The following is a 16,407-nucleotide window of genomic DNA, read 5'->3' as shown; positions in this document are numbered from 1 at the left end:
TAATACTGCTAACCTAAGTAATTATTTCTAAAGTTATTTACGGTTTTCCTCAACAGCATTCATGTTTTTTTACCAAGTTAAGCAACTAGATATCAAATAAATACAAAAAAAATATTCAAAAAAAATAGAAGTATCAATCACATAAACTCAAATGAAGTGCTTTTCATAGGTTTTTCTTTTCATTCTGGCTGAAAAAACTTCTTCCTATTCATAAAAAAATATGCTTTTTATTTTTTCTTCATCATAGATAATGTAAATCCTCCTAACAACAGGATCACAATACCCATTATACCCCATAACCAGATTTTATTAGCAAATAAAGGCTTTGTTACAGAAGATTCTTCGTGACCAATAGTCGACTGTGTTTCTGGTGATAGTGTTGTCATCTCATCTGGGATCTTGGCAGATACATAATTAAGATCATATGAAGGTTTTTTCATTTTATCATTTCCATAAACCAAATAATACGTTCCCGGATTTGTAAAACGCGTAACAAGTTCGTGTTGATATCCTTTAACGATGACTTTATTAATTTTTAAAGGTTGATTGTCATGATTATCAATCACTATTCTAAATTTCTGAGCAATTGTACTCGTATTGGTAAATACATTATCTTCTATAGAATTAAGTACTCCAGAACTAAGTTCTCTATACCTGGGTTTCCAACTGCCCTGCTGAGTCTGTATACTATCTGTTACATATCGAATAGATATAGGACGATAGTAATCAAAAGTTTCTTGTACTTCGACACCAATATAACTTACAGGAACTGGAGTTTTAAGACTTACATCGATAATCGTTTTTTTGGTACCCTTAGGATTCTTAATATTTAGTTTTTCTATATCATACTCCTTGTAATTTGCCTTTTTAACTTCATATCTGGTTACATTAGCCGATTGTAAAACTGGTTTTTTAGTACTTTTTATCAGTATCCTGAAATAGTGGTACTGCGCATTAGGAAATCGTACTGTAGTGAATTGATAATCTGTAAGTTCATTTTTTATAGAAAGTATACGATAGTCGTCTTTTATGGTATACCATTCTTTACGGTCCTGAGTTCCTTCTAAGGTAATTAACCAATCAAAATTAGATTGCTCAAAGTCTAAATGAATCTGATTGATTGGTTGTTTAGTTGGGATTTCTAATGTAATATATGTTCCTTTCTCATTAAACGAGGTATTTAAGATGGTAAAAGGTATTTTAGTAAAGGACTTTTTTTCGGTTTTTAATCTTAAAAGGTAAGGAGCTTCTATGGTATCTTTCTTGTTTGTGATTCCAAAAACTCTAATATCAGATAGATTTGGTGAAACTTTACTAAATATTTCATCGGGTAGACTAATAGCATGCCAGGTATCTGTTATCTCTGGCAACATACTTCTATATGCATATTGGTCCATCTGGGCATAAGTCCCAAAGCTAATCAATAGCACCAGGAATTTTATAATTTTCTTTTTCATGAGTTTACACCTTTTTAATTATCTAGAATTAAGAACACATATAATTATGATACTCCCTCTTTACAGGTTTTAAACATATCCTTTATAAAGAAATTTTTAAGGTTTGTTGCTATTGGTTTCATCTGCAATAATATGTTTGTATTTATTGTATAAAAATGAAATAATCAAAAGAAGCACTCCTAAAGCTAAGAATACAATAGTTTTGGCAATAGTTTCCATATGTGAAATATCATAGAAGAATAACTTTATAAGTGTAATTCCGAATACTATAATTGCTAAGACACGTAAATACTTCTTTCGCTTCCATATTCCTAAAACAATGAGCAATAACGCATAAACACCCCATAAGATACTTAATCCAAGCTTATATGTTTCTGTATACCCCGACAAGTCTAACCAATGTATTAATTCGCTACTCACTATCCAGATTAATGTACAATGTAGTATAATTTCAAAAGCAATCTTAAAGGTTCTACCCAGAAATTTTTGCCGTACATACTTATAAAAAGTAAATAGCAAACCTGCTGCAAATACAAAAGAAATATATCGTATACCTATATGAGAAAAAGCTGCTGCACTAAATTCTGTTCCTTTTAATTCTAAATAACTGTCTCTAAACTCGCTTAGCAAGTACAATCCTCTGGTTAAAAACACAAAAAGAGCTAACAACATAAAACTAAGAGTGATATACCCCAAAACATTATTTTTAATTTTTTTGATATTCACAAAAGACAAAATAACCAGAAACAACATACTATAATTAATAAGCCAAATAGCTCCAAAATTTCTGGTATCTGATAATACTGTATATTGTTCTGTACTATCGATATTTTGGGAAATGTAATGGTGATCTAGATCTTGATAAACCTGATTCCAATAACTATCTATCTCTATCCAAAATGTAAAGTAGGTAGTACATACCAATAGTAATGCTAAACCTATGGTAAGCATTGTATACAACCAAGGTTGCTTTGGCCAGGGGAAAGATAGTTTCTCTTTACGATGTGTGATATAGATAAATGCAAAAGACACAATACACAATATTGATGTCATAAGATAAATATTAAACACTGGCATTAGCCTGGTTTCTGGTAGTGTTGGGCTATATCTATAATATACCACGACCCAATCATGCAAAAGGCTAAAAAAAGTTAAGGCCCACAGCGGATATGAGAGAATTTCGTATATCGGTACTTTTTTGGTTCTCCCAATCCAAAATAGCAATGCTGCTTCTCCTGCCCATAGTAATGTAACCCAATTTCCATCTAGTTGTACAGGAAATGCAATCGTAATAAAAATCAAAACCATACCAGATACAAAATAAAACAGGTTGCGATCAGCTAGTTTTAATCTATACACAATAACACTTACTACAAAATGAATTACTGCATTCGCCAATGTAAATACACCTAATAAATCCTTACCGTATTCGTGATTGTTTAACATCGAAAATCCAATACCATAAAAGATAAATGAATTAGATAATTGTAGAATTACATCAATGGTTTTAAAGCTTTCTTTTTTTCTGAGTTTGTACACCAAAAACATAAGATAGAATGTGATAAAAAAGACAGTAAGAAATATAAAACCAAGGGTAAAATGTTCTTCTATTGTGTATTTATCGCCATACCATGACATAAAAATGATCCAGGTAAGTAAAAAGGACGAAAAGTAAAGGGGTTTCCAGTATTTTTTGATGGCAATAATGAGAATACCTATATTAATAATCGCCATATAACTAAACAGAATTACTACTCTACCCGATCCGTCACTTAATAAAAAAGGAACTGCATAGGCTCCTACGAGTCCTATATGAGCTATAATTTGCTTATTATATTGTATTGCTGCAAAAACGGAAAATGCCGTAAATAATAGCATAAGAATAAATGTCAAAGTCTGCGGAATCAAGCCGTATAAGTCGTATGCTAAAAAGGTAATAAAATATAAAATAGCCATGGCACCACTAACCAATACGGCACTAAAGTTTTCATATTTTTTCTTTAGTTTCATCCCAATTCCTAAAAGCCCTAATCCTGTTAAATACCCAAGTATAATTCTGGTTAATGGTCCTATTAGATCATTTTCTATGGTATACTTTGCTCCAATAGCAACACCAATGATAATAATCACAATACCTATTTTATTGATTAAGTTTTCTCCAATAAATTTTTCAAGGTTAGATTTCTTTTTGGGTTTATTTATTTTGGCAATAACAGGCTGTTCTTCTTTTACTAATGCTGGTTGCACTGCCTCTGGCTTAACCGAAGAGGATTGTTCTTTGATACTTTCTTTTGTAGCTTGGGCTGTAGGTGAAACAGGAATTGGATTTTCTGTTTTTATATCAGGCTGGTTGGTCGATGCCGTTTTTAGCCTATATACTTCATCTTTAAGGTTTTGTATTTGAGTCGAGAAATCTTGTTGTTTTTTTAGTAGGATTTCAAGCTTTTCCAAAAGCTGATGTATCTGATCTTGGTTGTTTCCCATATTACAATATTCTTATATTTACCTAATGCTAAATATTCTTCAAAACTCTTATAAATTAAGATACTACAAAATATAATAAGGTTACATTTAACACTATATCATTACTTCTAAGAGTACATACTACTCACTATATAAATTAAAACCTGTTTCTTTTCAAAATTTATTTTTATTCTGTTTCGTTTTTCAAAACTAAATCTATAGTATACACAGTTTGAATAATAAACAAATATCTATAATACGTGCAATTTATAGAACACTGTTTCCCGTGAAAAATATTATTTATTTCGTATGGAGTTACAGAATAAAAGGCATTTATTCTGAAAAGGTAAAAAGATTTTCTGAAACATCGTTATCATAACCGATTTTCAATTCGATATACGAGCAATTTTATCTTTTAAAAACTGTCTTTCTTGTTTGGACTGGGTGAGTTGTATTGCTTTTTGGTAGTATGTTGTAGCTCTGCTATTATCTTCTAATCGTTGGTAGATTTCGCCCAAAGTTGCATGATATAGGTAATATTTTTCTAGTAACTTGTCGTTCTTTACACTTTCGAGTGCTGTTATTGCTTCTTTTGGGCCTTTAAGTTCTAGAATAACTAGGCATCGATTTAAAAAAACAATAGGATCATTAGCTATCTTTAATAAGAGTTCATAATACTCTAATATCATTTTCCAGTTTGTATTTGCATATTGCTTTGCACAGCAATGCTGATATGCTATAGCGGCTTCTAGGTGATATGTTGAGAGCTCTCCTCCAAAAGCAGCTTTATTTAGATACTGTTCTCCAGATCGTATTAATTCTGCATTCCATGTTGTACGATCCTGTTTAGAAAGCAAAATAAGCCTCCCTTCTTCTGTTAGTCTACTATTAATTCTGGAGGCATGAAAACACATTAATCCCATCAAAGCATAAACCTCGGGTAACTGTGTACGTTTTTCGGATAAAAGGGATCGACATAAAAACATTGCTTGACTAATCAGATCTTTACGAATCAATTGATCGGCATGAGTAGAATTATATCCTTCGTTAAACATGAGATAGATTGCACTAAGTACCGTTTTGGTTCTAAGATTAATTTCATTAATAGTAGGAATTACAGGGCGTATCTTACGTTTTCTGAAATATTCTTTGGTTCTATACAATCTCTTAGAAATAGTATCTTCACTGGTAAGAAAAGATCTTGCAACTTCTTTAGTGCTAAATCCACATAATGCTTTTAGGATAAATGTAATTTGATTTTCTTGTGAGATATCGGGGTGACAGCATGCATACATCATTCCCAGGAAATCATCTTTTATATGTTGCTCCTTCCAATAGGTATCCATTGTAGAAGTTAGCGTATATCCAGAAGTTAAAAGTTGTTTTTCGGGATCAGAAAAATCAATAATACTACTATGCTTATTACGCCTGATAATATCTATAGCTTTATTTTTAGCTGTGCGATATAACCATGCTCTTGGATTATCTGGCATCCCTCTAAATTTCCAGGTTTCTAAAGCTTTAACCAGAGCATCCTGTACTACATCTTCTGCTAATTCTATATTTTCGGTACCGAATATTTTAATCAATACAGCAACCATCTTTCCAGATTCTTGTCTAAAAAGATGGTTTAATGTATGATCTATGTGATCTCTATTTTCCAAAAAAGTTATTCCATTGGGCTTATTTCTCGTACTTCGACACTGCATCCATACTCAAAGCTTGGACAACCTTTAGCTATTTGTGCAGCATGATCCAAAGAATCTGCTTTGATTAGCAAGTATCCCCCAACTAGTTCTTTTCCTTCAGCTAATGGGCGATCTGTTATTTTTTTACCACCTTCAGTAAGGGTTTTAGCTTCGCTCATTAAGGGTTGACCACCAATAAGTTGTTCTGATTTTGCTAAACCACCCATCCATTGTTGCCAATGCTGCATATGTTGTTGCATTTCTTCAGGAGAATTATTACTATACTTATCCTCTCCACCTCTAATAATAAACATAAATTCTTTCATCACTATATTTTTTTAATGTTCTGTTATCCTAACTTTCTGGCCATACTTCTCGTACTTCTACACAAGAATCCCATTGTAATCCCGGGCAATCTTTTGCCATCTCGGTAGCTTCTTCCAGATTGTTTGCTTTAATAACCAAATATCCTCCAACCAGTTCTTTTCCTTCTGTTAATGGTCTATCTGTTACTTTGGTTCCTCCCGGGTAAATTGTGTTACCGTGTGAATATAATCGCTCACCTCCAACAAATTTTTCTTGCTGAGCCATCTCACCGATCCATTGTTGCCATTTTTGCATATGCTTTTGTTGTTCTTCTGGAGATTTAGAATCCCATACTTTGTCATCTCCTCTAAAAAGAAACATAAATTCTTTCATTTGTCTGTTTTTTTAAGTGGTTTATTTATTTTTTACACTACTATGACGAACACTTTTTTGATTTTTGGACAAGCAACACGATATTTTTTTAGTACAATGTTGTAAAAAAATATTGCAAAGTCATATTTATAATTTGATATTGTGTTATTTCCCGGCAATTAACCTCATCTCTTTGTTGATGGAATTTACAAATAATCCTCAAAATGATTTAAAAAAAATAACGAGTATATTTTCATATACTCGTTACCTTTTATAAAATCTTGTACTATATTATTGCTTTAAAAAAGCACTTATATTGAGCAATATTTTATTTTTTTTGAGATCTATTATACCACACTCTTTTTTTGTTTATATATAAAAAAAGAGAAGTTTCTGTGACTTCATAATATATACATTCTGAATTACTTATACACACTTCACGATCTTTTATATTTATAGACCATGTATTTTGTGTTGTCTTTGTTTTAGACTTTTCTACTACTGTTTTATCTGATTTGAATATGATAACAGTTTCGGGATCATCTTTCATAACCCATTCTCCTATCAATTCTGTGCCTGCAACCTGTTCAATTACAATTTCTTCAAATTTTAACGTCTGATTTTGCTGTACAGGTTTTGTCTTAAAACTCATTAGCATTGCAGCTAATATAACAGTTGTAAAAATTACGGATATAGATTGGGGTCTTTTCATAATTTAATTTTTAATAAAATAAGGATATAAATTTAATGTTTTTTTGGTAATCTATAGTTTTGATATTTTTTAAATACACAAAAGGTGATAAAATTATCAATTCTTTTATCCTAATCGCAAATTTTATACCATTACTATATTATTATTCTTTAGATCTTGCATAATGAAGTTTCATTTCATTCATAGTAATCACCAGCATATCTTCTCTTAGCACAAATTCTAAGCACTTTTCTGTACCTCCTTCTACCGATGTCGCTTTTAAGCAAAGTTTACTATCTTTTAATAACCAATACCTTTTTAGAGGTTCTCCTAAGGACTTTTCTATGACGGTTCCATCAGACCTTAATTCTATATAAGTATTGGGATCACCATCCATTACCCATTTTCCTATTAATTCTTTTGGGCCGCCCTGATATACACTAGCATTTTCTTTTTCACCATCATTTTTCTGGTGTTCTGGGCTATTTTTAAAACTGCTCAATGTTAGCATAGCTATACTAACGACAGTAAGAATTAATTTGGATTGCATAATTTGGGCATTTAGGTAGGATAAATTTAACGTTTTTTTTGGTTTTATCCCTAATACTATGTTATTAAATATCTTTCTACTTATACGATAAATGCAATATAATTGATGTAAAACAATATAATTTACCGAAACTCTCATTTTAATTTTACTATTATTCGGGTTCCTAATATTAAGGTTTTTAAAAATATTGCACTTATTTTGTTTATCCATTTTTTTATTAGAAAACTCTAAGAACCGCTATAGGAAATTATTTTTTTTTTGAGGGGTAGGGTATTATGTTGTATAAACGTTTTATTATAAAAACGCCCATAACTTATCTATTAACGTAAATGGCTAAAAGGGAACACATAAGGATAGTGTTCCCTTTTTATGTATAAAAAATAAAAGTTATTCTAAATGTTTAGGGGGGCTAAAAATTATACTCTTTCTATTTTACATATAAAACAACCAGCTTCGGCATTTCTGGCATGTAAATATGCTATGTCGTTGTGGCTATGAAATATTTCTGGTATTAAAAGATCTACATCATCATCGCCTACCAATTTTGTAAATACCATATTTTGTTTTGTATTATATCCAATTAGTGATAAAGGGAAATTTTGTTTATCTGCTTTAATTTCTGGTGGAAATTGATGGTTGTTCTTATAAGGTTCGACTTCTTTTTTGTGAACAAAAACAGGACCTGGTTGATTGAATGCATTTTTAATTTCAAAAGGACTATGACTAATTAATAGCCGCGTATCTTTTCCTGGATCAAATTTTTTTAAAGAAATACGACAAGGTCCATAACCTGTAGCTATTTGTTCAACAATAGGGTAATCAAAATCATCTACTTTTGTTTCTTTGATTCGTGATACATATTCTTTTGTTAACGGGACAATCCTAAATTTTTTCATATGTTCATTTTATGATTTAGTTGAGATGATGTAAGAGAAAAACTTATTACATCATCTTGGTGTAGTAAAATTGATAAGAATTCAAAAAGTAAAACACCCGAATCTTGCTTAGTTATGAATTAATTTTTGCAGCTTCCCAGCCAATTATAGCAGTTTTGCGTGTACTACCCCAATGGTATTGCCCTAAATCACCTGTAGATTGGATTACTCGATGACAAGGAATTAAAAACGCAACAGGATTACTACCTATAGCGGTTCCTACGGCCCTGGATGCTTTAGGCTTATGAATATGATTGGCTATGGTTCCATATGTTGTTAATCCTCCCTTTGGGATCTTGAGTAATGTTTCCCAAACTTTTAATTGAAAATCAGTTCCTTTAAGGTGTAGTTTTATTTGACTTAATTTTCTCCAATCTTTAGTGAAGATAAATAGAGCATTTTGTTGAGATCTATCTACAATTTGAGTAAACTTTGCTTTCGGAAAACGTTGTTGTAATGTTCTAAATGCATTGTCATCATCTGCAAATGTCATATGGCAAATACCTTTTGAGGTTGAAGCTACCAGCATTTTACCAAACGGACTTTCGGCATAACTATAATTAATGTCTAGGTTCTGACCACCATTTTTATATTCTCCGGGTGTCATTCCTTCTATTTTTATAAAAAGATCATGTAATCTTCCTGTTCCAGAAAGTCCGGTCTCGTATGCCGCATCAAACAAAGTAGTTTGCTGATCTTTTAAAATATTTTTTGCGTATTCTAAACTAGTGTACTGCAAAAACTTTTTAGGACTTACCCCCACCCAATCTGTAAAGAGTCTTTGAAAATGAAAAGGGCTAATATGTACTTTTTCTGCAATCTCATCCAGGTTAGGTTGATCTTTAAAATTTTGCTTAATATACGTTATAGCCTCTGCAATACGATTGTAATGAAACTGATTTTGCTCACTTATCTTCATAATACTTTAATTTTAAAAACAGTATAAAAGTATATAGCTCTAGGTAGTATTAAAACCCAGAACTTGCTTATTTCAATACAGGATAAAAATAATAGTATTATACAATTAGAAAAATTATGCGGTAATCAACTGATTCAATCCATTATAAAACTAAATCCTCCTGAAAATAAACTAGAGCTAAGTCCAGAGTTACGTTCATATTGTCTAAACCGAAGATCGATACTTTTTAAACCAAGTTTCCAGATATGGAATTTTGTGAAAATATCGGTATAACTAATACCAAAACCATATTGATTTGCATCAAAACCAGATAAATCATAATCCGAGGTATAGAATTGCTGCGTAGACAGATGTTGATTAAACGGTGCAAAGTAATCTGCTTTTGTTTGTGTATAAAAACGATATGAAGGATACAGTGTAAATTTATCTGTGATTTTAATGGGTATTTCTATACTTGCTGTATGTGAATTAATTCCCCAATCATCTGTATAATATCTATAAAATGTTCGTATTGTAAAAATTTCATTAATATAATAATGTAGTCTTCCTCCTGCGGCTATTTTAAACCTAGAATCTGGTAATCTTTCTACATCATCACCATATGTAAATTCTTCAATAATTACATCGGCCACATCGGCAAATTGTACTCGTTGAAACGGTGTTGACAAAAGGCCTTCCTGTTGAATAAAATCTAATGAAAGAGATCCTTGTAACCTTTTAGACAAAATTTGTGAAAACCCTAATCCTACAGAATACGAATTACGAGATTCATCATCAAACTTCGTAAATGTAGGCTGATCCCTTAATTCTGAGGGATATATTGCTTTCCATGTATCTAGAAACACATTGGCTTTTATGCTTAATTCTGTATTTTTTTCATTAAAAAGTCTTGAATAACTACCTCCAAAGCCTACAGAAAAATAGTCATACTCGGTTGCGACCGCAACATTGGCAGACCACACACTATTTCGATCATCACTACTATGACTATAACTTCCTGATATTGTTGTTAACACGTCCTTTTTTGATGCTCCAGAAGAAGCTACATAAGGATTGGCAGCACCATTACCATCAAAAGGATTAACATTACTAGAAGATGCCGATGAATATGCCGATATTCCCGCATCTATAGTTAATATATCATCATCATTTAGTGGGATAGAAACTACTATTGTTGGGGTAAGATCAGTGAGCTCTTCTGTACCCAAACCTCCTGTAACGGCAGCATTATCTCCATCCTGAGTATAGTAACTCATCAAAAAATCTACTTCTGCAGATTCTAATACTCTTTTTTTGTATGTTGTTGTATCATCCTGTTGTTGCTCCTGTGCGGTTACAATCACTATAGATAATATTGCTATTATTAAGGGAATTTTTCTCAAAGGATCTTTACTTTATAAAGGTTTTTAGTATGTTTTTAAATTCTTTATTTAAGAGAAGTATTATCTCTTAATTACAACCACATCCTCCACCTGTTTTTCCTCCATTTGCTCCAGCAGCAGATTCTCTATATGCCTGAAAATTAGTTTCAAAACGATCAATTTTTTTAAGTGCTAATTCCATATCAGGATCATTGATTTGTACTTTTTCGTATTCTTTTACAGCTACACATGAGTTAAGAAAAAGTACTAGTACTAAAAGTATTGGTATCAACTTATTCATAAAGTACGTTTTATAAGAATTATTGTTATTTATTATCTATCTTAATATGATCAGAGGTATAAATATTTCCCTGGTCATCAATTATAATACATTCAATCCCTTTTAATTGATTGATTCTATTTAATCCCGTTTCAATTCCCATCACAAAAACAGAAGTTGCCAATGCATCTGCCAACTCAGCTTTTGGAGCAAAAACTGTAGCGCTTACAATACCAGTAGATGGATATCCTGTTCTGGGATCTATAATATGAGAATACCGTTTACCATCTAAAATTACGTATTTTTCATAATTACCAGAAGTCACTACTGCTTTTTCTACTACTGGTAATAGTGCAAATGCATTATTTTTATTCAAAGGATTGGTAATTGCAACTTTCCACTCGCTTTCGTCGGGTTGTTTTCCCCAGGTATTCATATCTCCAGAGGCGTTTATGATTCCGGCCTTTACTCCTTTACTTATTAGGAGATTTTTGGCCTTATCTGCTGCATATCCTTTTCCAATAGCTCCAAACCCTATCTTCATCCCCTTTTGGGTTAGAAATACTGTAGATTTCTTTTTATCTAAAACAATATACTTGTACCCTACTCTTGCTACTGATGCTTTAATTTCTTCTTCAGAAGGCATTTTTTTCATGCTATTATCAAATTTCCAAATTCGATCCATAGATGCATAACTAATATCAAATGCGCCATCTGTTAATTTAGAAATCTGAATAGCTCTAAATATTAGGTCGAAAAGTTCTGCATCAACTTTCACTGGGTTAATCCCTGCATTGTTATTAATTAAAGAAGTTTGAGAGTTTTTATCCCACGAAGAAATCAATTTTTCGATTCTCTGAATTTCTTCGACAGCAATATCTATGGATTGATTAGCTGTTGTTTTATCTTTTTCGACAACAGTAATATCAAAACGACTTCCCATTAGTTTTAGGGTACGTTTATATATTTGTTGTGAAAAACTACTACTTATCGTAGCAAGGAATAAAAGGGTAAAGAAAAATCTCAAAATATTATTTAATCATTGTACTTAGCATTTCTAAGTATGTATTTGGTGTTACTTTTTTATAACCAATCGCTCCCATTTTTTTACCATTTTTATCTAAAACAACAACTAATGGAAAACCTCCACTTTTATTATATTTCTCTGCCAATGCATTATTCTGATGCTGTAAAGCTTCGGGTAATTGGTTTTTTTTCTTTCGTGGAAAATCTGCTTTTAATAATACGTAATGTTTTTTGGCATATCCCTGAAATTCCTCTGTATTTAAAATCTGTTTCTCTAATTTAATACAAGGTGCACACCAATCTGAACCGGCAAACACCAAAATTATATTTTTATCATTTTCCTGTGCGATTCTTTTTGCTTCTTCAAAATTGGTTAACCACTCTTGAGCACTTACCCAATTAATTCCTGAAAATATTAGGAATACAACTACAATAATCTTTTTCATATCAATGTAAATCTACTTTATAGTAACTATTCAAATTGTTAATTAGTACTTAAAATTCGTTTGAAGGTCATAATACGTACTAAGTCTAAATAATTATTAAAAGAACAATTTTTATACCGAACAAGACTATATACTTACTCTTATTTACTACAACCTTTAATTCGGCCTCTATTTATAATACAGTTATATAAAAAAATACCCTACATTGATTAGTCATTTTTTTTACAAAAAAACGGAAACACCTGTGGGTATTTCCGTTTTTCGAGAATGAATTAACATCCAAAATATATTATAAAGCCCTATAAACTAAAGTTTAGGGCATCTTTTGCAATTAGATTTTCCTTTCTTTTTATATTTTTTACAACATTTTTTCTTTTTCCCTCCACAGGCTATTTCACAATTAACAGCCGGACAAGGAGAATATAATGATGGAGTACCTGAACTTTGCACTGATATAATTTTTATTGAATCTAAATAAAGTACAAAAATATAAAAAAAAGATTCCAAAAAAAGGAATCTCTATTTTATCTTTATTAACTTATTAACAATCATTTAGGTTCCTCTGCTACTTGAAAAGTGTTGATATCTCTATCAAATAAATAATGACCAGACTTATCGTCGCCAATAATTTTAAGTTTATCTAACAATGTTCGTGCTGTTGCCTCTTCTTCTAGCTGTTCTGCTACATACCATTGCATAAAATTATGTACATTATAATCTTTATGTTGCAGGCATTCATATATAACATTATTAATTTTTCCTGTAACAAATTCTTCGCTTTCCAAGAACGTTTCAAAAAGCTCCATCAACGATTTAAAATCATCCCTAGGTTTGCCTACTGCAGGAATAACAGCATTACCACTTCGTTCATTAATAAATTTAACCAGCTTGGTCATATGTACTCGTTCCTCTTCTGATTGCGTATAAAAAAAATCTGCAATGCCATTATATCCTCGAGTATCCGCCCAACAAGCCATCGAAAGATATTGAGCAGAAGCTTTTGCCTCATATTTTATTTGATCATTTAATAGTTGTTCTATTTCTTTTATCATGTTTATTTAGTGTTGTTCGATAATATCGAACTAAAATACATAATTCTATCAGAACAAGAAACAATTACATCACCCTCCCTTGCTGGTTTCGATAATTTGTCTTCAAAAAAGTGAATTTTACTATATAGGCAAAATAGGATTAACTTTTTAATCACATATACTTACAAAATAAAATAAGTATTGAGCTTTATCTCTTTTATCAAAATGAGAACTATATTAATTTAATATCCTTCTCATCAGAAGGGTCAAGAATAGCTGCTTTTACATCTACATTAGCCTCTACCATGTATTTTGATTTTTCGTTAGAGGTAAATTTACTCACCTTTCCAAGTGCGCCAAGAGCTCCTCCTTTTTCAGCTAATGAATCTGCATTAGATTTTAACAACTTAAATGGTAAAACAAAAGGGATTTCTTTTACTTCTCCTGGTTTAATAGAATAAGTGTCAGAAAACTTAACCATACCCAAATCAAAAGATTCCTTGCTCTTGTCATCTCCTCGTCCTATTGTAAACTCTTCTACTAATTTTATTTCAACTTCGACAATTTCTTGTTCACTTTTGGTAGTTAACACAACCTTACCTTCTACTTGTTCACTTTCTTTAGAAACTTGTCCAGGTATTTGCAGCTCAACCTTTACCCCGCCAATACCTAACTTACTTTTCACTTTATTAAGAAACCCCATATCTATTAGTTTAAATTAATTATTGAATACCATTTATTTTTATATCTCATCATCTTTTTGTTGAATTTTATAGAGCACCAACAGTTCTTGTAGTTCATATATTTTATGTTCTACATCTTCGATACTTGTATCTTTTTCTCCAGATTGTATTTGATTTTCGAGTAGCATTTCGTTTTTTGCTTCGTCCATACCATTCATAATAACCCCTATAAACAAGTTTAAGAAAATCATAGTGCCGATAAGGACAAATGACACGAAGTAAGTAACCGAGAGTACTAAAGCACTTTTTGAATTTACACAAAGGTTCATATTACCGCCATACCCATAATTCTCACACCCAAACATATTGATGTACATAATATCCGTCCAATCCTCTAATGTTACTACTCTAAATAAGGATAGCATTGATCTTTGTAAATCCTGAAAATGTATTGGGTCATTTTCTGAAAAGAAGAACACACCGGCTACAGCATAGATATAAAAGAGTAATAATAATAGAATAGAAACATATCCCATAGAAGGGATACTTTTTAATAGTGCTCCTACCAACATTTGAAGTTTTGGTAATGCTTTTATAAGTTTTAAAACCCTTAATAAACGCAGTAAACGTAATATGGCTATAGAGCTTCCTCCAAAAGGAAGAAATGCAGCTGCCACAATGATAAAGTCAAAAACATTCCAGCCATCTGTAAAGTAAAGCCAGGGTTTTCCTCCTTCTGCAATAACTTTAACAACGATTTCTATAATAAAAACTCCTAAAATTATTTGATTTAACAATTCTAGCACTTGTTCATGCTTTGAAGAAAATTTGGGATACGTAGCAATCCCAACCAGAACACCTGCAATTAAAATTGCAATTGTAACCAAGTCTTGAAACCATTTACTTTTACTTATTGATTTACATAGATTTACCATAAACGTTTTTAATATCAATTGTGAGAAAAATTTTACTAGTAAAGTTTCTATTAAAAAATGCCTATAGAAGTTTATAAAGACATGTATATAATAATACAAAGCACTTCTTAAAATCTATAATTGGTTTACTATACTGTTCAAAAGTACCCAAACATAAAGTCTATTTCTAAATGGATTGGCCTAAAAAAACAACTATTACTGTTTGAATTAAGTGTTTTTTAGTATTATACCCGAAAGTTGACTAATCTAACGAAAACAATACTATAATTAGTAGTATGGTAATTTGTCATTTTTAGTCAATTAATTTTATCTTCTTTAAATCGACGTTTCATGCCTCCATAATTGAAATAATCATAAATACCAATTTTTAATAAAATCAAGATTAGTATCACTTCATTTTTAAACAATAATTAACAAACAACTTAATATACAAATGAATTAAAATGCTTTGAATCTTCATCCTTTCTTTGTTTTAAACAAACATTCCTTAGTAACATACCTAAAGGCAAATCTTTAAGAATAAAAAATATATTCAAAATTTTAATATAGCTTTTGTGATGAATACACCCAAAAAAGGGACGAATGAGATGTTGAATAAAAAATGAAAGGTAAAATAAGATTATCTATTTTAATTTTGAAACATAGATTTCTCTAAAAATAGCATTTAATGAAGTTATTAGAACTTAGGTCAAGATTTAGTTTCATAAAAATATGACTATGCTACTTTCTCAAAAGCAATATAATTAACCAATTTACCATGTTTATCCCAAATCGGAAATCCTTTAATCTGGCATAAATATGGGGTTTTATCCTTTTTATAGTTTACAATCGATACTTCAAAAGGAATCTCACTAGCTATAGCAGTTCGTATTTTTGCAGATGTCTTGGTACATGTATCTTCACCCTGAAATATTTTTGGCGAATTGCCTATAACCTCATTAGGTGAATATCCACTTAGTTTTTGAATATTTTGTGAAGCGTATACAATTTTAAGATTGGGATTCGTAATAACAATAACAGATTGTTCTTGAATAAATTCTTGGTAATAGTCTCTCGTAAAATTCCAATTTTTGGTAATTTTCTTTAACGTATTAAGATCTTCTTTAAAGCTTTCGAATACTGAAAGGTGTTCTCCATAAAACTCCCATGAAACTAATGGTAATACGCGATTAGGTGTTTTCTGGTAGTACTTCGCCACCATACTATCGTATTCAAAAAATTCATTCATTACAATTTCATTTTAATACATTACTACACCTAAAGC

Annotated in this window: 17 protein-coding genes; all 17 read right to left on the bottom strand. The window is 31.0% G+C overall.

Annotation, left to right across the window (positions count from 1 at the left end):
• Positions 1–227 precede the first annotated feature (227 nt).
• Positions 228–1,457, bottom strand: a complete 1,230-nt coding sequence (locus NNH57_RS00610) for a DUF3999 family protein (protein ID WP_108808478.1) — start codon at positions 1,455–1,457, stop codon at positions 228–230.
• A gap of 96 nt (positions 1,458–1,553) precedes the next feature.
• Positions 1,554–3,941 carry a DUF2339 domain-containing protein gene (locus NNH57_RS00605; RefSeq protein WP_108808477.1) on the bottom strand — a complete coding sequence of 796 codons (2,388 nt, stop codon included), beginning with the start codon at positions 3,939–3,941 and terminating at the stop codon, positions 1,554–1,556.
• Between the two features lie 365 nt (positions 3,942–4,306).
• Positions 4,307–5,584, bottom strand: coding sequence for an RNA polymerase sigma factor (locus tag NNH57_RS00600; protein ID WP_074408577.1), 1,278 nt, complete (start codon positions 5,582–5,584; stop codon positions 4,307–4,309).
• Between the two features lie 5 nt (positions 5,585–5,589).
• Positions 5,590–5,934, bottom strand: coding sequence for a YciI family protein (locus NNH57_RS00595; RefSeq protein ID WP_074408106.1), 345 nt, complete (start codon positions 5,932–5,934; stop codon positions 5,590–5,592).
• Between the two features lie 28 nt (positions 5,935–5,962).
• Positions 5,963–6,307 carry a YciI family protein gene (locus tag NNH57_RS00590; RefSeq protein ID WP_074408107.1) on the bottom strand — a complete coding sequence of 115 codons (345 nt, stop codon included), beginning with the start codon at positions 6,305–6,307 and terminating at the stop codon, positions 5,963–5,965.
• A gap of 307 nt (positions 6,308–6,614) precedes the next feature.
• Positions 6,615–6,998: a hypothetical protein gene (locus tag NNH57_RS00585; protein WP_132066292.1), complete on the bottom strand. Its 384-nt coding sequence runs from the start codon at positions 6,996–6,998 to the stop codon at positions 6,615–6,617.
• Positions 6,999–7,140: 142 nt separating this feature from the next.
• Positions 7,141–7,527: a hypothetical protein gene (locus tag NNH57_RS00580; RefSeq protein WP_132066290.1), complete on the bottom strand. Its 387-nt coding sequence runs from the start codon at positions 7,525–7,527 to the stop codon at positions 7,141–7,143.
• Between the two features lie 416 nt (positions 7,528–7,943).
• Complete coding sequence (locus tag NNH57_RS00575; protein WP_108808476.1) at positions 7,944–8,423, bottom strand: DUF1203 domain-containing protein; 480 nt, start codon at positions 8,421–8,423, stop codon at positions 7,944–7,946.
• Between the two features lie 112 nt (positions 8,424–8,535).
• Positions 8,536–9,381: a bifunctional helix-turn-helix domain-containing protein/methylated-DNA--[protein]-cysteine S-methyltransferase gene (locus NNH57_RS00570; protein ID WP_074408111.1), complete on the bottom strand. Its 846-nt coding sequence runs from the start codon at positions 9,379–9,381 to the stop codon at positions 8,536–8,538.
• Between the two features lie 134 nt (positions 9,382–9,515).
• A complete protein-coding gene (locus NNH57_RS00565; RefSeq protein ID WP_408608264.1) occupies positions 9,516–10,763 on the bottom strand; it encodes a DUF3570 domain-containing protein in 1,248 nt (415 codons plus the stop codon).
• Positions 10,764–10,830: 67 nt separating this feature from the next.
• Entirely contained in the window at positions 10,831–11,043 is a 213-nt protein-coding gene (locus NNH57_RS00560; RefSeq protein ID WP_074408112.1) for a DUF4266 domain-containing protein, read from the bottom strand.
• 25 nt (positions 11,044–11,068) lie between these two features.
• Complete coding sequence (locus tag NNH57_RS00555; RefSeq protein WP_408608263.1) at positions 11,069–12,049, bottom strand: FAD:protein FMN transferase; 981 nt, start codon at positions 12,047–12,049, stop codon at positions 11,069–11,071.
• Positions 12,050–12,053: 4 nt separating this feature from the next.
• The gene (locus tag NNH57_RS00550; protein ID WP_074408114.1) at positions 12,054–12,494 is read right to left on the bottom strand and encodes a thioredoxin family protein; all 441 of its coding nucleotides are present in this window, start codon (positions 12,492–12,494) and stop codon (positions 12,054–12,056) included.
• Between the two features lie 548 nt (positions 12,495–13,042).
• A complete protein-coding gene (locus tag NNH57_RS00545) occupies positions 13,043–13,546 on the bottom strand; it encodes a ferritin (RefSeq protein ID WP_074408115.1) in 504 nt (167 codons plus the stop codon).
• Between the two features lie 211 nt (positions 13,547–13,757).
• On the bottom strand, positions 13,758–14,228 hold the full coding sequence (locus NNH57_RS00540; RefSeq protein ID WP_074408116.1) for a sporulation protein: 471 nt from the start codon (positions 14,226–14,228) through the stop codon (positions 13,758–13,760).
• 39 nt (positions 14,229–14,267) lie between these two features.
• Positions 14,268–15,143 (bottom strand): ion transporter, encoded by an 876-nt coding sequence (locus NNH57_RS00535; RefSeq protein WP_108808474.1) that lies wholly within the window; start codon positions 15,141–15,143, stop codon positions 14,268–14,270.
• 715 nt (positions 15,144–15,858) lie between these two features.
• Positions 15,859–16,371, bottom strand: a complete 513-nt coding sequence (locus NNH57_RS00530; protein WP_074408118.1) for a PAS domain-containing protein — start codon at positions 16,369–16,371, stop codon at positions 15,859–15,861.
• Positions 16,372–16,407 lie beyond the last annotated feature (36 nt).

Source organism: Aquimarina spinulae (assembly GCF_943373825.1).
GTDB lineage: Bacteria > Bacteroidota > Bacteroidia > Flavobacteriales > Flavobacteriaceae > Aquimarina > Aquimarina spinulae.
Note: the sequence above shows the minus strand (reverse complement) of the source record. Positions and strands in the feature narration are given on the sequence as shown.